This is a genomic window from Synechococcus sp. EJ6-Ellesmere, assembly GCF_024345875.1.
Lineage (GTDB): Bacteria > Cyanobacteriota > Cyanobacteriia > PCC-6307 > Cyanobiaceae > Regnicoccus_A > Regnicoccus_A antarcticus.
On sequence record NZ_JAGQBY010000038.1, the window covers coordinates 1 to 21,848 of the forward strand.

Below are 21,848 nucleotides of genomic sequence, written 5' to 3' on the forward strand. Positions count from 1 at the left end.
CAGCGATTCTGCAGGTGATCTGCCCCGACCGTCCCGGTCTGGTCAGTGCGCTCTCCGGCTGGGTGGCGGCCAACGGTGGCAACATCCGCCATGCCGATCACCACACCGACGCCGGCGCCGGGCTGTTTCTCAGCCGGATCGAGTGGCAGCTGGAAGGTTTCGGACTGCCGCGGGAGGCGGTGGCGCCGGCGGTGACGGCCCTGGCGGAGCGGCTCGGTGGCGTGGGCCAGCTCCACTTCTCCGACGCCGCAGCGCGGGTGGCGATCTTCGTGAGCAAGCAGGATCACTGCCTGGTGGATCTGCTCTGGCGAACCCGGGCCGGGGAGTTGCCGATGCAGGTGCCGCTGGTGATCTCCAATCACCCCGATCTCCAGGCCCTGGCCGAGGATTTTGGCGCCAGCTTCATGCATGTGCCGGTTCAGTCCTCCTCCAAGGCCGAGGCCGAGCGGGCGCAGTTGCAGCTGCTCGAGGAGCACGGCATCGAGCTGGTGGTGCTGGCCAAGTACATGCAGGTGCTCACTCCAGATTTCCTGGCCCGCTTTCCCGCGGTGATCAACATCCACCACTCCTTCCTGCCGGCCTTCAAGGGGGCTCAGCCCTACCATCGGGCCTGGGAGCGAGGCGTGAAACTGATCGGGGCCACCGCTCACTACGTGACCGAGGATCTCGATGGCGGACCGATCATCGAGCAGGCCACCGTGGCCGTCAGCCACCGGGACGAAGTGGACGACCTGATCCGCAAGGGCCGGGACATGGAGCGGCTGGCCCTGGCCCGGGCCCTGCGCCTGCACCTGCGCCGCCAGGTGATGGTCTACCGGGGTCGCACTGCCGTGTTCTCGTGAGGCAGGAGTGGCTGCGGCGCCTTGATGCGGCCAGGCCCGAGGGTGCCTCGCCCCTGGGTTGGCGTTGTTTTCAGCTGGGCTTGCTGCTGCTGGCCAGTTCGGCCCTGCTGGCCGGGGTGCTCCTGCTGGTGGCCCTGATCCTTGGCTGCCGCCAGCGCCTGCCCTGGTGGCGGGATCGGGTCAACCAGGTGCTGCTGCTGGTGTCGGCCCTGATGGTGCTGGGCTGTTTCACCGCCTCCAGCGGCTGGCTGGCCTGGGTGGGTCTGGCCAACTGGCTCCCCTTCTTCTGGGCGTTCTGGGGGTTTCAGCCTTACCTGGTCTCGGCCCCGGCCCGCCGCCGGGTGGCCCTCTGGCTGGTGGCCGGCACTGTGCCGGTGATCGTCACCGGCCTGGGGCAACTGTTCTGGGGCTGGAGTGGACCATTCCAGGTCCTGGGGGGGGCGATTATCTGGCACCTCAAGGCCGGTGGGAACCCGCGCGGGCGCATGGCCGGACTGTTCGACTACGCCAACATCGCCGGAGCCTGGCTGTCCCTGGCCTGGCCCTTCGCCCTGGCGGCATTGCTGCAGCGCCGTCAGTCGTGGAGGAAGCGCCTGCCGGCGTTGCTGATCACCGTGGGCCTGGTGGCCGCCATGGCCCTCACCGACTCCCGCAACGCCTGGGGGGCCCTGGTGCTGGCGCTTCCTCTGGTGGCGGGCCCGGCCCGCTGGATCTGGTTGCTTCCCCTCCTGTTGCTTCTGTTGATTCCCGTGGGCCTGGCCAGCTTGCCGGGAGTGCCGCTGGTGCTGCAGGCCCCGGCCCGGGCCCTGGTTCCCGGTGTGATTTGGGAGCGGCTGAGCGATCTGGAGTTCGCCGGTCGCCGGCCCCTGGCCATCACCCGGGTCAACCAGTGGGGAGTGGCCCTGCAGCTGGTAAGGGGGCGTCCCTGGCTGGGATGGGGCGCCGCCGCCTTCAGTGTGATCTACCCCCTGCGCACCGCCGGCATCTGGCATGGTCATCCCCACAACCTGCCGATCGACCTGGCGGTCAGCCATGGGGTTCTGGTGGCGGTGTTGCTGGTGGGACTGGTGCTGGCGTTGCAGATTCAGGCGGCCCGCCGCGGCATGGCCAGTGGCACCGTGTTCGAGCGGGCCTGGTGGGCGGCCTTCCTAGTGCTGATGGCGCTCCACGCCACCGACATCCCGCTCTACGACAGCCGCATCAACATCGCCGGCTGGGTGCTGCTGGCGGGGTTGCGGGGTTTTGAGGGGCGGCCCCCGGGCGGCCGTCTTGCCGACGGCGGGCCTGGAGAGCCCCCGCCGTAACGTGACTTATACCCGTACTTACACGAAGGCCGTCCAGCTGTTGCTGGTGCCGAGAATGTATACACCCGAGGCGGGGGTGAGATTCACGCCCTGCAGCCTTGCGATCAGTTCATCGCTGCTGTTGAAGCGGTTGTCACCGTTGCCCAGATAGATCTCGGTAGCGCCATTGGAGAAGCGCGAGAGATACTGGTAGCCGCTTTTCAGTTGCAGTGAGTCCTCGTTGGAATTGAAGTCGGTGACCAGGGCGTAGTCTCGCGTGCCCTGGGAGCGTCTGGAGCCGTCGGTGTAGAAGGTGCCCCGGCTGTCGGCCAGCAGGAAGGTATCCCTGCCGGCACCGCCGGTGAGGGTGTCGATCTGGCCGCGGCCCAAATTCGTCAGGCCGGTGCCGGTGGCGGGAACCCCGGCGAGCCGATCGTCGCCGCTGCTGCCGGTGATCGTGTCGTTGGCGGTGGTGCCCCAGAGGGTGAGGTCGATGGGTGATGGGGGTGCGGCGCTGTCGTTGTCGGCGATGGTGATCGTGGCCAAGGCCGTGCCGATGCTGTAGGCGGCATCGGCCACCAGGGTGAGGGTCAGGGTTTCCGGCCCTTCCACCTCCGTGTCGTCCATGGGGGTGATCGTGAGGGTCGCCGTGGTTTGGTTGCTGGCGAAGCTGATGCTGGTGCCGAGGCCTGGGGTGTAGTCGAGTCCAGAGGTGGCGGTGCCGCCCAGGCTGAAATTCACCAAGAGGGCCTGGGCGAGGTCGCCGCCGCTGCGGGTGAAGGTGAAACTGCCGGGATCCTCGCCGGCCTCGGCCGCCGCCGCATCGCTGGCCGCCACCGACACCACCGGCAGGCTCGGGCCCGGCGGCGGTGTCGGTGGGCCCACCAGTGTGCCCAGCCGGTCCAGGGCGGCGGCGCTGTCGAGCCGGCCGCCGCTCACGGTCTTGCCGCTCAGGGAGGTGGTGGGGGCCGCCGAGTCGAGAAGAGCCTGCTTAATCTGGGCGGCGCTGGCGGTGGGATAGGCCGATTTCAGCAGCGCCGCCGCTCCGGTCACATGGGGTGTGGCCATCGAGGTGCCGTTGTAGCTGGCATAGCCCCCGCGCACGGTGGAGTAAACGGCTGAACCGGGCGCCCCCAGATCCACCGTCACGGCCCCGTAGTTGGAGTAACTGGCCAGGTCACCGCTGCTAGTGATGGCCGCCACGGCGATCACATTGCTGCTGGTGTAGTTGGAGGGGTAGTTGGCCGTGGAAGCGTTGTTGGAGCCGTTGTTGCCGGCCGCCGCGATGAACAGCAGATCCTGCTGGTTGGCGCGGTTGATCGCATTGGCCAGGGCACTGGAATAGCCGCCGCCGCCCCAGGAGTTGTTGGTGCCCACGAACTGGCCGGTTTCATCACGCTGGCCCGCCTGGATCTTGGCGGTGGTGAAGTAGTCCACCGCCAGCACGGCGTTGCTGACGCTGCCGCTGCCCGAGCTGGAGAGAAACTTCAGGGCCGCCATCTGCACCTGCCAGTTCACACCGACCACGCCCTCGCCATTGCCGCCCACGCCGCCGATGGTGCCGGCCACGTGGGTGCCGTGGTTGTTGTCATCGTAGGGGTCGTTGTCGTTGTTGACGAAGTCCCAGCCAATCAGGTCGTCCCTGTAGCCGTTGCCGTCGTTGTCGAGGCCATCTTCCCAGCCGGAGCGGTTATCGAGCAGATCGCCGGCGTCGATATAGCCGTTGGCATTCCAGTCGGTGAGCTTGGCGGTGGAATTTGTGCGGTTGGTGCTGTTATTCAGATCGCGGAAGGTGATCAGGCCATCGCTGTCTGTGTCCACCAGGGTGTTGAAGAAGCCCAGGCCCTTGATCTCGCCCTGGTTCAGCCAGATGTTGAGATAGAGATCGGGATGGGTGTAGTCGATGCCGGTGTCAACGATGCCCACCACGGTGTTGGTGGTGCCGGTGACGCCGTTCTCCCAGGCTGTGGTGGCCTTGGTGCCGTAGCCCGTGCTCTGCATTCCCCAGAGGGAGCCGAGGGAGGGATCGTTGCTCACCAGCTGGATGCCCACCTGGCCGTCCGGCTCGGCGAAGGTCACCTCAGGGCGCTGCCCGTAGGCCCGCAGCAGGCGCTCACGGGCGTCGGCGCCTGGGGGGGCCTGCACCACATCCAGCACCCCTTCCCCGCTCAGTTCCATCGGGAGGGTGTGGATCGAGCGCAGCACGGTTCCCCCCAGCTCGCGGTGGATGGCACCGCGACTGGCGGCCGTCGTGTGCGGACGCCACTGCACCAGTAGGTTCTGGGATGGATCATCCCCACCGCTGGCCTGGCTGCTCGGGGCCAGGCTGTCCGCTTCAAGCTCCCAGCTGAGGCCTGGAATGGCTGCCCTGACGCGAGCCTGGCCAGTCGCGCCTTGTGCCTGACCCATCGTTCTTGATCATTTCTTGGCTTCAGTCTAAGTCTGGCTGAAGGCGTCCCCACGGTGCCGCCGCAGGGTGGCCTTGGCCAGGGGCCCCTCCAGGTGCTCCCAGGGAAGCACTGCATCGGGCTGCCAGCTGGCGTGGATCACCGCCTCCCAGGCGGGTGGTGGCGGCTGCGACGCCCCCGGGGCGGCCTCGGCTTCACCTGCTCGCGCCCCCCGGTAGGCGGCCTTCCATCCCCCCAGGCTGCCGTGACGGCCCCGCACCGCGGCGATCACTGGTGCCAGGCGTCGGTCGCTGCGGGAGAGCAGAGCCTGGATCACGCTCCATCCGAAGCTCTCCGGGCGTAGCTCGATGCCTCGTGGCTTGAGCCGTTTCGCCAAAAGCTTCAGGCGTTTCTCCGCCTCTGGCCGGACCCCTTCCCACTGGAATGGGGTGTGGGCCTTGGGGACGAAGGTGCTCACTCCCAGGGTCAGCCGCAATCCTGGAGTGGCCTTTTTCAAGGACAGGAGAAGATCGGCTGTGGCTTCAAGATCCTCGTCGCACTCTGTGGGTAATCCCACCATGCCGTAGAGCTTCAGGCCCGTGAGGCCACCCTCCTTCGCATAGCGGGCGGCCGCAAAGATGTCCTCCTGGCTGAGTTTCTTGTTCACCACATCGCGCATGCGCTGGCTGCCGCTCTCAATCGCGATCGTGAGCGATTTGCTGCCCCGCTTGGCCAGGATCCGGGCCAGTTGGGGGGTCACCGTGGCCGCCCGTACCGAGCTGACGCTCACCCGGGTGCCGTCGAAGGGGTCACCATCCAGCCAGGCCAGCAGGTCGTCGAACTGGGGGTGCTGGGTCACCGAGGCCCCCAGCAGGCCCAGACGCTTAGTGGCGGTCAGCCCCTTTTCCACCGCCGGGATCAGTCCATCCTCTAGGGAAGGCGTCCGGAAGGGCAGGGTGAGGTAGCTGGCCAGGCAGAAGCGGCAGAGCTCGGGGCAGCTGCGCACCACCTCCACCATGTGGATCGAAGGCCAGGCCGCCTCGGGGGTGATCACCGTGGAGTGGCTGAGGGTGTTGCCCCGCCAGGTCTGTTTGGCCACGGTCGCCGGGATGCCGTCTTCTGTGGGCTCAACGCCCAGCAGCTGACCATCGGAGCTGTAGCGCGGGGCGTAGAGCGCCGGCACGTACACCCCCGGCACCCGGGCCAGGGCCCGCAGCCGCTCCGCCCGTGGGGCGTGGCGCTGGGCGATCACCGCCTCGACGAAGTCGGGCAGCAACTGTTCGCCGTCACCCAGCAGCACGGCGTCGAAGGTGAGCACCGGCCCGCCTCCGAAGACGATCGGATCGTCTTCACCCCGCTGCTGGCTCCAGAGCGGAATGCGCTGCTGCTCCAGCAGGTCCAGCAGCACCGGCCCATCCAGTTCCCAGCTGAGCGAGAGCCCGAACAGGTCGCAGTGCCGGTGGGGGGGGTCGCCCCGGTCGGTGAACAGACGTCGCACGTCCAGGTCGGACCGCCGCGCCAGGGTTGCCCAGACCACCTGAAAACCGAGGCTGGTGATGCCCACTGAGTAGGTGCTGGGGAAGGCCAGCACGGTGCGCAGCGCATGGGCGGCCGGTTGGGCAGGCTCGAACAGCAGGGTCTCCTGGTCCAGGGAAAGGTCATCGGTGCAGTGACCCCAGGCTGTCACCCCTGGGGACTGGCCGTTGCTCAGGGGGTCTTGAGCCCGTTCAGCAGGCCCATCAGGCCGGTGATGGCTCCACTGCCGCTCTCGGCGGTGGGGGGAGTGGCGCCGCCGAAGGTGCTGAGCACCTGTTGGGCTGCGGCCTCGATGGCGGGCCACTTGTCGCCCGCCAGGGGTTGGATCAGGGGCCCCACCTTCTTGAAGACCCCCTCAAACCCGCCCATGGTGACCATGGCGGCCTGCATGTCGCCCGCCTTGATCTGGCGTTCGCCTTTGTTGAGGATGTCCATCAGGGGAGCGAGGGCCGGGGTCACGGCGGTTCTGGCGGCATCACCGGCCGCCTGCTTGGCCGCATCCCCCATGCCGTCACCAGCCGGCTTCATGCCGTCCTTCGCGCCTTGGCAGCTGGTGAGCAGCAGCGAAGCCAGGATCACCCCACTCCAGGCGGAGCGGGTCCAGAGACGTGTGGTGTTCATGGTGGAGGAGCAGACGGTCCTCAAGGTATGCAGCGAAACCAGCAGCGTCCGATGACACGCCAGTTTGTAACTTGAGCTACAAAAGTGCCGGTTGGGGCTTCGCGCGCCTCAGAGCGGCCGCGGCCGCAGCGGCACCGACAGCACCGACAGCCCGCCGACGCCCTTGCCGCTGGCGCTGCGGGGGGGGCCGGAGGGATCAACCGCTGGAAGATCGACTGGCGATGCAGCAACCGGGCCACCACGAGGCTGCCCAGGCTGGCCACCAGCACGGGCTTGAGCAGCAGCAGCTCCTTGGTGAGGGCGAAGGTCAGGAAGGTGGCCGTCATCGGCGTGCGCGCGCAGGCGGTCATGAAGGCCGCCATCCCGGCGAAGATCGTGGTGTTCGGGGCGCTGATCCCCACCTGCTCCATCATCCCGGCCGCCGCCAGGCCCCGGGCGCCTCCGAGGGTGAGCATCGGCGCGAACAGTCCGCCGGGGGTGCCTGCGGCGGCCGCCAGACCCGTGCTCACGAACAGCACAAGAAAGATGGCCAGGGCTTTGCTGATGTCAATGTCGCCCTCCGCCACGGCCTGGCGGATGCCGGCACGGTTGATGAAATCGGCTGGCAGCAGGGCGTCGACGACCCCGAGCACCACCCCGGCCGCGGCCATGGCCCCAGCCAGGGGTATGCCCAGCTGGCGCCGCCAGTTGTGCAGCCTGACCACGAAGCGGCAGTAGGTCTCCGCTCCCGCCGCCACCAGGGCCCCGCCCACGAACAGCACCAACAGATCCAGTGGCAGCACCTACACATAGGTGGTGACCTGCCGCTCGAGGACGAAGCCCCGGCCCAGATTCCAGCCGGTGCTGTGCATCCCCAGCCCGGCCAGGCCGAGCAGATCGGCCCAGGTGTCGGCCCAGAAGGTGGTGACCAGCACCAGCAGCATTACCACGGGCCGTGCCCCCTGCAGCAGTTCCTCGAGGGTGTAAAAGAAGCCGCCGATCGGCGCATTGAACACCGCGGCGATGCCGGCGCCGCCGCCGGCCGCCACGATCATGCGACGAAAGGCGTTGGGTGCCTTGAGCAGGCGGGCCATCACCCAGCCAACGGAGCTGCCCATCTGGATCGAGGGGCCGGAGGGGCCAAGCGGGAAACCGCTGCCGATGGCCACGATCCCCGCCACCAGCTTCACCGCCGCCACCTCGAAGCCCATCGGGATCGGCCGCCCGCGCAGGAACTGCATCACCTGGGGGATCCCCGAGCCCTGGGCTGCAGGGGCGCCGATCTGCACCAGCAGGCCGGCGATCAGGCCGCCGGCGCCGCTGATGGCCGGCAGCAGCAGCCAGTCGGGGCCCAGCACGAGCATGCGCAGGCGCAGGCGCCCCAGCCCATCAAGCCCCAGCTTGAACAGCAGGGCCGCGGTGGCGGCCCCCAGTCCGGTGACCACCAGCGCCAGGATCACCTTGAGCCAGTGCTCCTCCAGCATCCGCCGGATGGTGGAGGTGGTCAGCCGCTCTTTCTGGGGTTGGACCAGGGTGGGGGCGTGGCGCTCCGTGTTCAGGGTCAGACCTCCGCCAGCACCCTGGCCTCCTCTTCGCTGCTCACCACCCGGCCCTGGTTCTCGAAGCCCTCGATCTGATCGAAGTTGAGGTAGCGGTAGAGCTGGCCTGAGAGGGGATCGATCTTGGCCGCGGCGATCTCCAGATACTCGGCTGGGGTGGGGATGTGGCCCAGCAGGGCGCAGACCGCCGCCAGCTCGGCGCTGCCCAGGTACACCTGGGCGCCATTGCCGAGGCGGTTGTTGAAGTTGCGGGTGCTGGTGGAGAACACGGTGGTGTTGTCGTCGACGCGCGCCTGGTTGCCCATGCACAGGGAGCAGCCGGGCAGCTCCATGCGGGCGCCGGCGGCCTCGAACTTGGAGGTGTACCCCTCGGCGCGCAGCACCTCGTCGTCCATGCGGGTGGGGGGGCACACCCAGAGCTTGGCGGCGCTGGTGCCCGCCCCATCCAGCACGGTGGCGGCGGCGCGGTAGTGGCCGATGTTGGTCATGCAGGAGCCGATGAACACCTCATCGATCCGGTCCCCGGCCACCTCCGAGAGCAGCTTGACGTTGTCGGGATCGTTGGGGCAGGCCAGCACCGGTTCGGTGAGTTCATCGAGGTTGATCTCGATGATTTCGGCGTACTCGGCGTCGGCATCGGCGCCCATCAGCTGGGGATCGGCCAGCCAGGCCTCCATCGCCTGGATGCGCCGGGCCATCGTGCGCTCATCGTGATAGCCGCGGGCGATCATGTTCTTGAGCAGCGCCACGTTGCTGCGCAGGTATTCGGCCACCGTGGCTTCGGAGAGCTTGATCGTGCAGCCGGCACAGGAGCGTTCGGCGGTGGCGTCGGTGAGCTCGAACGCCTGCTCCAGCTTGAGATCGGGGAGCCCCTCGATCTCCATGATCCGGCCCGAGAACACGTTGATCTTGCCCGCCTTCGCCACGGTGAGCAGGCCCTTCTGGATCGCCACCCAGGGGATGGCATTCACCACATCGCGCAGGGTGACGCCGGGCTGAAGCGAACCGGAGAAGCGCACCAGCACCGATTCGGGCATGTCGAGCGGCATGGCGCCGATGGCGGCGGCGAAGGCCACCAGGCCCGAGCCCGCCGGGAAGGAGATGCCGAGGGGGAAGCGGGTGTGGCTGTCGCCGCCGGTGCCCACGGTGTCGGGGAGGAGCATGCGGTTCAGCCAGCTGTGGATGATGCCGTCGCCGGGGCGCAGGGCCACACCGCCCCTGGAGCTGATGAAATCGGGCAGCTCCGCGTGGGTTTTCAGGTCCACCGGCTTGGGGTAGGCAGCGGTGTGACAGAAGCTCTGCAGCACCAGATCGGCGGAGAAGCCGAGGCAGGCCAGCTCCTTCATCTCATCGCGGGTCATCGGCCCGGTGGTGTCCTGGGAGCCCACGGTGGTCATCAGGGGCTCGCAGCTGGTGCCGGGGCGCACGCCCGGCAAGCCGCAGGCCTTGCCCACCATCTTCTGGGCCAGGGTGAAGCCCTTGCCGGTGTCGGCCGGGGCCGCGGGGCGGATGAACAGCTCCGAGGGCGCCAGGCCCAGCTGGGTCCGCACCTTGTCGGTGAGCGAGCGGCCGATCAGCAGGGGGATGCGGCCGCCGGCGCGCACCTCATCGGCGATGGTGCTCGGCTTGAGCTCGAAGCGGGCCACCACCTCACCGGCGCCTGCTTCGCCGGCGGCCCGCTCGATCGTGCCGGCGTAGGGGCGGATCGTGATCACATCGCCCGAGTTCAGCGCCGAGACATCGCACTCGATCGGCAGGGCGCCGGAATCCTCGGCGGTGTTGAAGAAGATCGGCGCGATCTTGCCCCCCAGGATCACCCCGCCGCCGCGCTTGTTGGGCACATGGGGGATGTCGGTGCCGGTGTGCCAGAGCACGGAGTTGATCGCCGACTTGCGTGAGCTGCCGGTGCCCACCACATCGCCCACATAAGCCACGGGATGGCCCTTGCCCTTGAGCTCGGCGATCAGCTCCAGGCCTCCAGGCATCCGGGTTTCCAGCATCGCCATGGCGTGCAGGGGGATGTCGGGGCGGGTGGTGGCGTGGGTGGCGGGGGAGAGATCGTCGGTGTTGGTTTCCCCCTCCACCTTGAACACCGTGACGGTGATTTCGGCGGGCAGCGCGGGTTTGGCGGTGAACCATTCACCGGCGGCCCAGGACTCCACCACCTGCTTGGCCCAGGGGTTGGTGCCGGCCAGCTCCAGCACGTCGTGGAAGGAGTCGTAGACGAGCAGGGTGCGGCTGAGGCCGCTGGCCGCTTCGGCGGCGATGGTGGCATTGCCGTGGCCGAGCAGGCTGATCAGGGCGCCGACGTTGTAGCCGCCGATCATGGTGGCCAGCAGCCGGGTGGCCTCGATCGGGCTCACCAGGGGGCTCGCGCTCAGTCCCTGGGCGATGGCACTCAACCAGCTGGCTTTGACGTAGGCGGCTTCATCCACTCCCGGCGGGATGCGTTCACTGAGCAGATCGAGCAGGAAGGCCTCCTCACCGGCGGGAGGTTGCTCCAGCAGCTGGGTGAGGGCCTGAACCTCAGGGGCGGTCAGGGGCAGGGGCGGTACGCCCACGGCTGCACGCTCCGCCTCCGCCTGGCGGTAGCTGACCAGCAGGTCGGTGACACTCTCTGAAGAGGGCATGGCGAAACGATGGAGTTGAGCCCATTGTTTCTGGCCGAGTGCCCCTCCTCAGTCACCGTCGCTGCCAAAGATGCTGCGAAGGGAGTCTCTAGGGTGTGAGATTGGCCCCCGGTTCACGACCGCTCCCGGCATGCTCACCACCTCCGACCTCCACATCGTGGAGACACGGCCGCTGGTGGCACCGGCGGTTCTCCATCGCGAACTGCCCCTGAGCCAGACGGCGGCCCGCACCGTGCTTGACGCCCGTGAGCGGATCAAGCCGATTCTGCATGGGCAGGATTCCCGCCTGCTGGTGATCGTCGGTCCCTGCTCGGTGCACGACGTGGAGGCCGCCCGGGCCTATGCCGATGCCATCGCCGAGGTGCGTGAGCGCCACCGCGACCAGCTGGAGGTGGTGATGCGGGTGTACTTCGAGAAGCCCCGCACCACCGTGGGCTGGAAGGGCCTGATCAACGATCCCCACCTCGACGGCAGCTACGACATCAACACCGGCCTGCGCCTGGCGCGGGGCCTGCTGGTGCACCTGGCCGAGATGGGGCTGCCCGCCGCAACCGAGCTGCTCGATCCGGTGGTGCCCCAGTACATCGCCGATCTGATCGGCTGGACAGCGATCGGGGCGCGCACCACCGAAAGCCAGACCCACCGGGAGATGGCCTCGGGCCTGTCGATGCCGATCGGCTTCAAGAACGGCACCGACGGCAGCGCCGTCACGGCCATCCATGCCATGCAGGCCGCCTCCAAGCCCCACCATTTCCTGGGCATCAGCCAGCTGGGCCATGCCGCGATCGTCTCCACCACCGGCAACCCCGATGGCCATCTGGTGCTGCGCGGCGGAAAGGGAGGCACCAATTACCACCCGGAGGCGATCGAGCAGGCGGCCCTTGCGCTGCAGAAGGAGGGTCTCCCGGCGAGGCTGATGGTCGACTGCAGTCACGGCAATTCCAACAAGGACTACCGGCGCCAGGGGGAGGTGCTCGCCGAGGTGGCCGGCCAGGTGCGCGGTGGGTCCAGCCATGTGATGGGGGTGATGATCGAAAGTCACCTGGTGGCCGGCAATCAGAAGATCCCTGCCGATCTGAGTCAGCTCGCTTACGGCCAGAGCATCACCGATGCCTGCATCGACCTGGAGACCACCCGCACGGTCCTTGACGGTCTGGCCGAAGCGGTGGCAGAGGCCCAGGCCGCCAACCTGGCGCCGGTCTGATTGGATTAGTTCTGGCACTCCCAGAGTGAGACTGCCAGAATCATGCTTTGCAACGGGATGTTCCTGTTGAACAGTTGATTCTGGCTGGGCCACTAAGTTGCCATCGTTGAGGCATCCGGTGATGCATCAGGAGGTCACGCAATGTCCTATCTCCTCCAGTTCTGCGGCTTGAGCGAACCCCTCCAGCTGTTCTATCTCGAGCAGAGTGGCGCTTCCAAAGAATTCAAAGGGCCGGTGTTCGCTGGCTTCCGACCCTTCCAGCTCGATGATCTGCTCGGCTGGGCCCTGGGTTCAGCCCGCCAGCGGGGCTGGGATCCCGAGGGCATTCAGACCACGGTGCTCCAGGCCTGGATGGAGCGGGCCGAGTTGATTCGCCAGTGGCAGCTGCGTCTCAAGGCCGAGCCCAGCGATCGCCTGGTGGTGGCAGGTCTCGGCACCCCCACCGACTGGCAGCGCCGCTGCGAGGGGATGCTCAGGGCCTGAGTGTCAGCCAGCTCCAGAGCAGGCCCGTGGCCACGGGAACGCTGAGGTTGTCGAGCCCGAGCACGGCGACCTGCTCCAGCAGGGTGGCCCCCAGGCTGATCAGCACCAGGACGGCTGGGGTGGGCCCGGAGCCCCCCAGCTGGCGCAGCAGCAGCAGCACCATCAGGGCCATGCCAGCCATGGCTGTGGTGCCCACCACCGATTTGCGCTGTCCCAGGATCAGCCAGCTCGGTGAAGGGATCAGGGGTCCCAGCAGTCCGGCGAGGCCATCCCCCAGGGCCATCACCAGCACCCCCGCCACCACGGCCTGGGGCTGCGTCGGCCAGAACAGCGCCAGCAGCAGGGTGATCGCGGCGCCGTAGGCCACCGTTCCATAGCTGTGGCGACCGACGTCCTCGATGGCCGGCAGCAGGCGGTAACGGTGGTTCAGGGCCGCCAGCAGGGTAACCAGGGCCGCCGCCGGCAGGGCGATCCAGCGATCGATCCCTGCAGCCCAGGCGATCAGCACCACCGGTCCGGTGCCGATGTGCAGCAGTTTGCGACTCCACTCGGGTTGATCGGGCCAGCGCCGTCGCGCCCAAAGCGCCAAGCCCAGCACAGCAGCCAGCCACAGCAGCACCAAAGCCACTCCCATCAAGGGTTGACTCCCAGCAGGCGGGACCAGACTGGCAGCAGCCCTGGCTCAGGCAGCCTGCTGCAGGTTGCTCATCAGCCGCAGTTTCATGATCGCCTTGGCTTCAAGCTGGCGCACACGCTCGCGCGAGACGTTGATCTTGCGGCCGATCTCAGCGAGGGTGAGTGGCTCCTTGCCCTCCAGTCCGAAGCGCAGCCGCAGGATCTCCTGCTCACGCTCATTGAGTTGGGAGAGCCAGGCGCCGAGGTGTTCCTTCTGGATCGAGCGGTCCATGTGATCCATGGGCTCGGTGCTGGCCGGATCGGCGATCAGCTCGCCCAGGGTGCTGCGATCTTCCTCGCCCCTGGCGTGGGCGTCGAGGGAGGCGCAGGGGGCGCTCTGGGAAATCAGATCCTCCAGATCCTTGATGTCCATGCCCATGGCATGGGACAGCTCCAGCCGGTTGGGCTGGCGGCCGAAGCGGTGCGAGAGCTCCCGGGTGATGCGGCGCATCTTCGAGAGTTTTTCGCTCACATGAATCGGCAGGCGAATCGTGCGGGCGCTGTTGTCGATAGCCCGGGTCATGCCCTGGCGAATCCACCAGTAGGCATAGGTGGAGAACTTGTAGCCCATGGCGGGATCGAATTTGTCGACGGCTCGCTCCAGGCCGATCGCTCCTTCCTGAACGAGATCGAGCAGCTCCAGCCCTTGGTTCTGGTACTTCTTGGCCACACTCACCACCAGACGCAGGTTGGCGGCCATCATGCGGTCGCGAGCACGGCCTCCCATGCGGATCTGATGACGCTGGCGGGGGGTGAGTGAGGCGTCGGGTAGTTCCAGCAGGAGCTTCATCGCCTGCACGTGGTGAGCCAGCTCAATCTCTTCGGCTGCGGTCAGCAGGGGAACCCGGCCGATATTGCTCAGATACCAACCGATGGAATCGGCGCTGAGCCGACCGCCTCCGGTTTTGGGCTGGGCCACCCGTGCCGCTGGCTTCGCTTTCTTGGAAGCGAGGCCTGTGGCAGGGGTGGATTGCAAAGGTGTCCCCATCACCCCAGCCTCCGGATGTGTTGTGCGCGGAATGTAGCAGGGTCGGGAGGTTGGCTGCTGTATGAATCCGAAAATTCCCTAAAGGAGGAAAGCCACTTTTCTTCATTGAGTTATCCATGATGCCAATTTTGCAACTGGTGTAGGCATCGCTACACCAGTTGCAAAGCCTGGGCCGCGGACGCTCAGGCCTGGGCTGTCAGACCCGTGCGCCACTGCTTGATCAGATCGAGCTGGGCGCAGCGCGGCTCACCACTGGGTCGTCGCTGGATGAAGCTGCCGTCGCTCTGCATGTCCCAGGCCGCGCAGTTGTCGTTCTGGTAGGTGTCCAGGAGGCGCTCCAGCTGGCCGCGCAGCTGCGGATTCTTGATCGGCGTCACCGCTTCGACGCGGCGATCGAGGTTGCGTGGCATCCAATCGGCGCTGCCGATGTACATCTCCGCCGCACCGGCATTGGCGAACCAGAACATCCGGGAGTGCTCGAGAAAGCGGCCGATGATGCTGATCACCTGGATCGTTTCGCTCACACCAGGCACCCCGGGTCTCAGGCAGCACATGCCGCGGATCACCAGCTCGATCACCACCCCGGCCTGGGAGGCTTCATAGAGCAGGGCGATGATCGCTGGATCCACCAGGGCATTCATCTTCGCGCGGATGTGTCCGCCCTTGCCCTCGCGGGCATGGCTGATTTCCCGCTGGATCAGAGCTTCCATTCCCTTGCGCAGGGTGACCGGCGCCACCAGCAGACTGCGGAAGCTCTGCTGTTTTGAGAAGCCGGTGAGGTAGTTGAACAGCTCCACCAGATCCTGCCCCAGCTCCGGCTGGGCTGAGAGCAGGCCAATGTCGGTGTAGAGGCTGGAGGTTTTGGAGTTGTAGTTGCCGGTGCCGATGTGCACGTAGCTGCGCAGCCGTTCTTTTTCCTTCCGCACCACCAGCATGATCTTGGTGTGGGTCTTGAGGCCCAGCACGCCATAGACCACGTGAACGCCGGAGTGCTCCAGCTGGCGGGCCCACTGGATGTTGTTGTCCTCGTCGAAGCGCGCTTTGAGTTCCACCAAGGCCATCACCTGCTTGCCGTTCTCGGCGGCGCGGATCAGCGCCGCGATGATCGGCGAATCCTTTGAGGTGCGGTAAAGGGTCATCTTGATGGCCAGCACCGAGGGGTCGTCGGCGGCCTGGTTGATGAACTCCTCCACTGAGGTGGAGAAGAGGTCGTAGGGGTGTTGGAGCAACACATCGCTGCGGCGGATCGCCGCGAAGATGCTTTCGAACTCCTCCGCCTTGATCGAGCCATCCCCCAGGCGGCTCTTCTGCGCCCGGGCCAGGGCCGTGGCCGTGCGGCCCTGGTGGGGCTTGTCCTTGAGCTGGGGCAGGGGGATTGCCAGCAGGCGCATCAGGTCGTCAAGCCCCAGGGGCCCATTGATCCTGTAGAGGTCCGCCGGATCCACATCGGTGCCCTCCATCAGCAGATCCACCACCTCATCCGGCATCTCGTTGGCCACCTCGAGCCGCACCACCTCGCCACCGCGGCGGCGTTTGCGCAGGCCCTCCTGCAGGGCCTCCATCAGGTCGTCGGCCTCCAGGTCGCGCAGCTCCAGGTCGGCGTCGCGGGTGATGCGGAAGAAGTAATGCCCCTCGATCGTCATGCCGGGGAAGAGGAGCTGCAGGTTGAAGGCCACCACCTGTTCCAGGGGCACCACCGTGTACACGGGAGAGGGCTCGCGAGTGCAGAGCTCGGTGGGAATCTCGACGAAGCGCGGCAGGGTCTTGGTGGGCACCTTCACCCGGGCGAACTGCTGCTGCCCGGTGTCGGGATCGCGGATCAGGGCTGCCACGTTCAAGCTGAGGTTGCTCATGAACGGAAAGGGATGGGCCGGGTCCACCGCCAGGGGGGTGAGCACCGGGAAGATGGCGGTCTGGAAGTAGGTGTTGACCCAGGTCTTCTGCTGCTTGTTCAGGCGTTGGTAGTCGATCAGCTGAACGCCCTGATTGAAAAGCTCCTGTTTGAGGTGATGGCGGTAGTGGGCCTGCTGTTGCTCCAGCAGTGGACGCAGTTTCTGCTGGATCGCCTCCAGCTGCTGCCTGGGGGTGAGTCCGTCGTCGCTGAGGGTGGAGAGGCCCGCCTCCAGCTGCGACTTCAGGGACGCCACCCTGACCATGAAGAACTCATCGAGGTTGTTGCTGAAGATGGCGCTGAATTTCGCCTGCTCCAGCAATGGTGTGGTGGGGTCGAGGGCCTGAGCCAGCACGCGGCTGTTGAACGCGATCCAGCTCAGCTCGCGGTTGATGTAGAGCTCCGGTGCCACGACGGGTTCATTCATCACCTGATCCATGGCTGGGGCTGTGGGGGGGAAGGTAGCAATCAAGGGCTGGGAGGCACTGTCGCGGGCTTGCTTGCCGGGAGGCTGCTGAGGGGGCCACCTCCTGCCACCAGCAAGGCCACCACCAGGAACAGGGCGATGCCGGCCCAGAACGGCCTGGTCTTGCCTACCAGGTCATAGGCCAGACCCGCCAGAGGCGGGCCGATGAAACTGCCCAGGCTCTGCAGGCCCTGCAGGCTGCCCAGGGCCGCTCCCTGGCCGCTGTCATCCAACCGGTGCGACACCTGGCTGCGCAGGCAGGGGGTGACCAGCCCGGTGCCGCAGGCCAGCAGGGCCAGGGCCGTGAACACCACCGGTAGAGCATTGGCCTCTGTGGCCAGGGGAATCAGCAGGCAGCCCGCCACCACCAGCCCCAGGCCGACCAGGCTGAGGCGCCCTTCGCCGAAGCGTTGCACCAGCGGTCCGATCAGGCCGCCCTGCACCACTGTGGCCACCACGCCCACCACCAGGAAGGCCATGGCCGCCAGCTCCGGCCCCCAGCCGAACACCTGTTTGAAATAGAGCACCAGCACGGCGGTGAAGCCGTTGAAGCCGAGAAAGAACAGAAAGAAGGCCAGGCTGAGCCGCCGCACCCGGGGATTGCGAAACACGCGCATCAGCTGGCTGAGCGGGTTGAGCTCCCGCTTCCGGGGCAGGGCCAGGCGTGCGGCCGGGGGATGGGTTTCCGGCAGCACCGTGAGCACCAGCACCAGATTCACGGCCGCCACCGCCACGGCCAGCAGCAATGGCAGGGTCACATTCACCCCCGCCAGCAGCCCCCCCAGGGCAGGCCCGAGGATGAAACCGAGCCCGAAGGCCACGCCGATCAGCCCGAAGGCCTTGGCCCGCTTCTCCGGAGGGCTGATGTCAGCCAGCACGGCGCCTGCTGTGGCGGCGGTGCCGCCGCTGACCCCATCGATCAGCCGGGCGCCGAAGAGCAGAGGCAAGGGCCAGGCGCTGCCCGCCGGCCAGGGCAGGGACAGGGTCAGGGCAAAACCCCCCAGGCCCAGCACCGAGCCGGCCACGCAGCCGGCGATGACGGGTTTACGGCCGAAGCGGTCGCTGAGGGCTCCGATCAGGGGGGTGAACAGGAACTGGGCCAGGGCGTAGCTGCCCGCCAGCAGGCCCAATGTGCGCCCGTCGCTGGTGAAACTCGCCAGCAGAAAGGGCAGCAGGGGAAAGACGATGCTTTCCCCCAGACGGTCGTTCAGCAGAGTCAGGAAGATGCAGAACCGCGTGGAGGGGCGCGACCAGCCCATGGCGACGACCCGCAACAGTGCCGTTACCTTCCCATGGGCGGCTGCACGATCCGATCGCCCCACCCGCCGGTACATCTGGGGTGAACTGCCCGAGCCGACCGATACTCATTCGCCCCCCGCCGCCCAGGCCAGCCGCCGCCTCCCTGCAGGTGCTGATTCCCGCGCGCGATGAGGCCGCCGCCATCGCCGCGGTGATCCAGGAGCTGCGCGGTCAGGGTCTGGAGCACATCCGGGTGGTGGATAACGGCAGTGGCGATGACACCGCGGCGGTGGCCAGCGCTGCCGGCGCCGAGGTGGTGGTTGAGCCGAGGCCGGGCTATGGCCGTGCCTGCTGGCGTGGCCTGGGCGGACTGCCGCCCGCTGTGGAATGGATCTTCTTCTGCGACGGTGACGGCAGCGACGATCTGGCGGCGCTGCCCAGGTTGCTGGCGGCGGCGGCAGAAGCGGATCTGGTGCTGGGTAACCGCCTGGCTGGGGCGGAGGGTCGGCGGGCGATGACCCCGCTGCAGCGCTTCGGCAACCGCCTGGCGACCCGCCTGATCCAGCTGGGCTGGGGTCACAGATATCGGGATCTCGGTCCGATGCGCCTGATCCGACGCCCCTGCCTCGAGGCGCTCGCCCTGCGGGATCGGGGCTTCGGCTGGACGCTCGAGATGCAGGTGAGGGCGGTGGAGCAGGGCTGCCGCATCCGCGAAGTGCCGGTGGGTTACCGGCCGCGCCAGGGGGGGCGCTCCAAGATCTCCGGATCGCTGCTGGGCAGCCTCCGGGCCGGGGAGGTGATCCTGCGCACCCTCGGGGGTCTGTACCTGGCACGGATCAGTCGGGGGCTCAATCGATGACACCTCTGACCAGCCAACGGAACCTCTGGCGGTTGTGCGCCCTGCTGCTGGTGGGCGGAGCCGCCTGGATGGCGCCCCATGGTCAGGTCAGTGATTGGCAGGTCCTGCAGGCGTTCTGGGGCGCCGTGGCGGTGATGGGTCTGGGCTTCGCGCTCTCCTGGCGGATCGTGGCGCTACCGGCCGTCTGGTTCTGGGGGGTGGCGATCGCCACCCGGCTGCTGCTGCTGGCCATGGAGCCCGGCGATGACGTCTGGCGTTACCTCTGGGAAGGCACGATCCAGCAGCACGGCTTCAATCCCTACGAGCTGGCTCCCGACGCCACTGCCCTGCAGGCCCTGCGGCCCGCCTGGTGGGGTCAGATCAACCATCCAGCGGTGACGGCCATCTACCCACCCCTGACGCAGCTCGGCTTTCGCCTGCTCACCCTGGTGCCTGCCCAGGTGCTGCTGTTCAAGCTGGCCTTCCTGGCCTGCGATCTGGGCCTCTGTGCCCTGCTGAGCCGGCGGTCCGGGGCGGCGTCGGCGTTGCTCTGGGCCTGGAACCCCCTGGTGATCTACAGCTTCAGCGGCGGTGCCCACTACGACAGCTGGTTTCTGCTGCCTCTGGTGGCGGCCTGGTTCCTGTTCGACCGTCCACCTGAGCCAGGACCAGGATCAGGAGCAGGGTTCGCTGGCCGCTGGGCCCTGGGCGCCCTGCTGATCGGCGTGAGCGTGGCGATCAAGTGGGTGTCGCTGCCCCTGCTGGCCTACCCCTGCTGGCTGGCGCTGCGCAGCGGCCGAGCGCTGCTGGCGTTGGGGCTGGGTCTGCTGGGGCTTCTGCCCCTCGGCCTGGGGTCAATGGCCTACTGCGACTCGATCCGCTGCCCATTGATCCCCACGGGTTCGGCCTTCGTGACCCAGGCCCGCAGCGCTGAATTCGTTCCCCATCTGCTGGCTCGGATCTGGCCGGCCAGCAGCAGCAGCAATGCCATCCATCTGCTGCCGCTGCTGCTTGTGGTGGCCCTGCTGCTGTGGCGCTGCCGCCGCTTCGGCGGGTTCGCGCAGGCCTACTGGTTTGCCCTGCTCACGCTCTCGCCGATCGTTCATCTCTGGTACTTCAGCTGGATCGTGCCCTTTGCCGTGCCCACGGCGAACTGGGGCGTGCGGCTGGTGAGTCTGAGCGGCTTCATCTACTTCGTGCTGCTGCACCGAAAACCCGATTGGAACCTTCTGGAGATCGAGCGCGCCCTGATCTGGGTCCCGTTCGTGGCGGGCTTCGGCATCACCCAGCTGAGGCAGGCCAGGCTCCAGCCCCCCGATCTCTCCACCCCGTCCGTGCCATGACCACCCTGAGACTGGTTCTGCTGGCTGGAGTGACCACCGCCCTGGTGGGTTGCTCGCTGCCGCCCTTCCCCGTGCCGGGCTCCGGTGCGGCCGGCACGGCGGGCTCCGGGGCGGCCGCGGCTGTGCCGTACTCCAGCGAGACTTACACCCGGATGCTCCAGGAGTACGTCAACGAGCGGGGCCTGGTGGACTACGAGGGTCTTCAGCGCCGACCAGAGGATCTGGAGCGCTATGTGGCGGTGATCGGCGCGGTGCCCCCGGAGCGCTACCGCTCCTGGAGTGAGGCGAAGCAGATCGCCTTCCTGCTCAATGCCTACAACGCCCTGACCCTGGCCTCGATCATCCAGGAGACTCCGCTGAAGGCCAGCATCAAGGACATCTGGGGTGTGTGGAACCTGCGCCGCCACCAGGTGGCGGGCCAGCCGCGCACGCTCGATGCCATCGAGCATCAGATCCTGCGCAAGGACTTCAACGAACCGCGCATCCATGCGGCCCTGGTGTGTGCCGCCAACAGCTGCCCGCCCCTGCGCCGGGAGCCCTACGCGGCTGAGCGGCTGGAGCAGCAACTGGAGGATCAGGTGCGCCGCTGGCTGGAGGGTCCCCATGGCCTGCGGATCGATCGGACTGGGGAGCGGGTGCTGATCTCGCCGATCTTCCGCTGGTTCGGCGAGGACTGGGGCCGGGCCAACCCGACAGCGGCTCCGGTGCCCGGCCATGTGAAGGACAGTGCGGTCCTGGCCTTCATCGGCGATTACGTCCGCCCTGAGGACCGCGCTTACCTGGCCCAGGGCCGCTATGCCCTGGGTACCCTCGACTACGACTGGTCGCTCAACCGCCAGTGAGTGCGGCAATGTTCAGCACCAGGACTCAAGCCCTCAACAACAGGAGGCGGAGCCTGCCGCTGTGAAGGGCATCACGCTGCCACAGCCGGGAAAGAGGCCGAAGTGGGCGCTGGAGTCGGCGCCGATGAAGTCGAAATGGGGCGCCAGCCGGCTCTGGTGGAGCATCCGGAAGGTGTTGCCGCAGACGGGAAACACCCGGCCCGTTTCCAGGCTGTGGTGCTTGTCGAAGTCGAGGCAGTGGGGGTGACCGGGGATCGTGCCCCGGTAGATCACGGCCTGTCCGTGGTCCTCGCAGGCATCTTCGAGGTCGTCGATCTGGAACAGCCGGTAGGTGGCGGAGAAGAAGCGCAGCTCACCGGTGCGTTCGGCCAGCTCCGGATCGGTGATCTCCAGCGGGCGGTCGTTCACCAGGCGCGGATCGGCGAAGCCCGCCTGGCGGGCCAGACGCAGGAAATCGTTCCAGTAGAGGGCGCCACTGAGGCATTCGCCATAGAGCACCGGGTCGGCCTGCAAGGCCTGGGGCACCCGCCGGTCGGCGTAGACATCGGCGAAGAAGAACTCACCGCCGGGTTTGAGCAACCGCCGCACCCCGCGCAACACAGCCAGCTTGTCGGTGGAGAGGTTCACCACGCAGTTGGAGATCACCACATCGAAGCTGCCGGGCTCCAGCTCGAGCTGCTCCAGGTGCTCGATGTAGCCCTCCAGAAAACGGATGTTGTCGTAGCCGAAGCACTCGGCATGAAAAGCGCGGTGGGCTTCGGCCACTGCCAGCTGCTCAGCCGTCATGTCGACCCCCACCACTGTGCCGCCCGGCCCCACCAATTGAGCGAGCAGGTAGGCGTCACGGCCGCTGCCACAGCCCAGATCCAGCACCCGCGCGCCCTCCAGCAGCGGCGGGCAGACCAGACCGCAGCCGTAGTAGCGGGAGAGCACTTCGGGATGGAGTCGGCTGAGCAGGGGCTTGAGGGTGGCGGGCACCGCGCTGGCATCGCAGCAGGCGCTGGTGCGCAGATCGGCGCTGCTGGCCAGGGTGCTGCCGTAA

At 67.4% G+C, this 21,848-nt stretch carries 16 protein-coding genes and 1 pseudogene; 7 read left to right on the plus strand and 10 right to left on the minus strand.

Annotated elements, in window-relative coordinates; translation table 11 throughout:
* Positions 1-5 precede the first annotated feature (5 nt).
* The gene (purU, locus tag KBY78_RS05945) at positions 6-842 is read left to right on the plus strand and encodes a formyltetrahydrofolate deformylase (RefSeq protein ID WP_255142827.1); all 837 of its coding nucleotides are present in this window, start codon (positions 6-8) and stop codon (positions 840-842) included.
* A complete protein-coding gene (locus tag KBY78_RS05950; protein ID WP_255142815.1) occupies positions 839-2,146 on the plus strand; it encodes an O-antigen ligase family protein in 1,308 nt (435 codons plus the stop codon). Before purU ends, KBY78_RS05950 begins: the two co-directional genes overlap by 4 nt.
* Positions 2,147-2,164: 18 nt before the next feature.
* Here the strand turns inward: KBY78_RS05950 and KBY78_RS05955 are convergent, their stop codons facing one another.
* The 5 genes and pseudogenes from KBY78_RS05955 to acnB form a co-directional block, all read right to left on the minus strand.
* Positions 2,165-4,534: a S8 family serine peptidase gene (locus KBY78_RS05955; protein ID WP_255142817.1), complete on the minus strand. Its 2,370-nt coding sequence runs from the start codon at positions 4,532-4,534 to the stop codon at positions 2,165-2,167.
* A gap of 27 nt (positions 4,535-4,561) precedes the next feature.
* A complete protein-coding gene (locus KBY78_RS05960; RefSeq protein WP_255142828.1) occupies positions 4,562-6,103 on the minus strand; it encodes a radical SAM protein in 1,542 nt (513 codons plus the stop codon).
* Positions 6,104-6,219: 116 nt separating this feature from the next.
* Complete coding sequence (locus tag KBY78_RS05965; RefSeq protein ID WP_255142818.1) at positions 6,220-6,669, minus strand: hypothetical protein; 450 nt, start codon at positions 6,667-6,669, stop codon at positions 6,220-6,222.
* A gap of 20 nt (positions 6,670-6,689) precedes the next feature.
* Positions 6,690-8,132: pseudogene (locus tag KBY78_RS05970) on the minus strand (ClC family H(+)/Cl(-) exchange transporter).
* A gap of 77 nt (positions 8,133-8,209) precedes the next feature.
* Positions 8,210-10,837, minus strand: coding sequence for a bifunctional aconitate hydratase 2/2-methylisocitrate dehydratase (acnB, locus tag KBY78_RS05975; RefSeq protein ID WP_255142819.1), 2,628 nt, complete (start codon positions 10,835-10,837; stop codon positions 8,210-8,212).
* Between the two features lie 130 nt (positions 10,838-10,967).
* On the opposite strand from acnB, the gene KBY78_RS05980 reads away from it, so the two are divergent.
* Both KBY78_RS05980 and KBY78_RS05985 read left to right on the plus strand, forming a co-directional pair.
* On the plus strand, positions 10,968-12,041 hold the full coding sequence (locus KBY78_RS05980; RefSeq protein WP_255142820.1) for a 3-deoxy-7-phosphoheptulonate synthase: 1,074 nt from the start codon (positions 10,968-10,970) through the stop codon (positions 12,039-12,041).
* Positions 12,042-12,182: 141 nt separating this feature from the next.
* Positions 12,183-12,524 carry a hypothetical protein gene (locus tag KBY78_RS05985; RefSeq protein ID WP_255142821.1) on the plus strand — a complete coding sequence of 114 codons (342 nt, stop codon included), beginning with the start codon at positions 12,183-12,185 and terminating at the stop codon, positions 12,522-12,524.
* Here KBY78_RS05985 and KBY78_RS05990 read toward each other — a convergent pair.
* The 4 genes from KBY78_RS05990 to KBY78_RS06005 form a co-directional block, all read right to left on the minus strand.
* The gene (locus KBY78_RS05990; protein WP_006172689.1) at positions 12,514-13,158 is read right to left on the minus strand and encodes a hypothetical protein; all 645 of its coding nucleotides are present in this window, start codon (positions 13,156-13,158) and stop codon (positions 12,514-12,516) included. The two genes, KBY78_RS05985 and KBY78_RS05990, sit on opposite strands and share 11 nt — an antisense overlap.
* A 48-nt stretch (positions 13,159-13,206) precedes the next feature.
* On the minus strand, positions 13,207-14,187 hold the full coding sequence (locus tag KBY78_RS05995) for an RpoD/SigA family RNA polymerase sigma factor (protein WP_255142822.1): 981 nt from the start codon (positions 14,185-14,187) through the stop codon (positions 13,207-13,209).
* Between the two features lie 182 nt (positions 14,188-14,369).
* Entirely contained in the window at positions 14,370-16,505 is a 2,136-nt protein-coding gene (ppk1, locus tag KBY78_RS06000) for a polyphosphate kinase 1 (protein ID WP_037981367.1), read from the minus strand.
* A 41-nt stretch (positions 16,506-16,546) separates the two neighbouring features.
* Positions 16,547-17,803 (minus strand): MFS transporter, encoded by a 1,257-nt coding sequence (locus KBY78_RS06005; protein WP_255142823.1) that lies wholly within the window; start codon positions 17,801-17,803, stop codon positions 16,547-16,549.
* Between the two features lie 149 nt (positions 17,804-17,952).
* Here KBY78_RS06005 and KBY78_RS06010 point away from each other — a divergent pair, with 149 nt between their 5' ends.
* The 3 genes from KBY78_RS06010 to KBY78_RS06020 are packed head-to-tail and all read left to right on the plus strand — an operon-like array spanning position 17,953 to position 20,806.
* Positions 17,953-18,642, plus strand: a complete 690-nt coding sequence (locus KBY78_RS06010; RefSeq protein ID WP_255142824.1) for a glycosyltransferase — start codon at positions 17,953-17,955, stop codon at positions 18,640-18,642.
* A complete protein-coding gene (locus KBY78_RS06015; RefSeq protein WP_255142825.1) occupies positions 18,639-19,964 on the plus strand; it encodes a hypothetical protein in 1,326 nt (441 codons plus the stop codon). The genes KBY78_RS06010 and KBY78_RS06015 overlap by 4 nt, the downstream gene beginning before the upstream one ends.
* Positions 19,961-20,806 carry a DUF547 domain-containing protein gene (locus KBY78_RS06020; RefSeq protein ID WP_255142826.1) on the plus strand — a complete coding sequence of 282 codons (846 nt, stop codon included), beginning with the start codon at positions 19,961-19,963 and terminating at the stop codon, positions 20,804-20,806. Before KBY78_RS06015 ends, KBY78_RS06020 begins: the two co-directional genes overlap by 4 nt.
* A 33-nt stretch (positions 20,807-20,839) precedes the next feature.
* On the opposite strand, the gene KBY78_RS06025 is transcribed toward KBY78_RS06020, so the two are convergent.
* Positions 20,840-21,848, minus strand: a 1,009-nt coding sequence (locus tag KBY78_RS06025; protein ID WP_315856638.1) for a methyltransferase domain-containing protein, incomplete at its 5' end; no start/stop codon positions are given.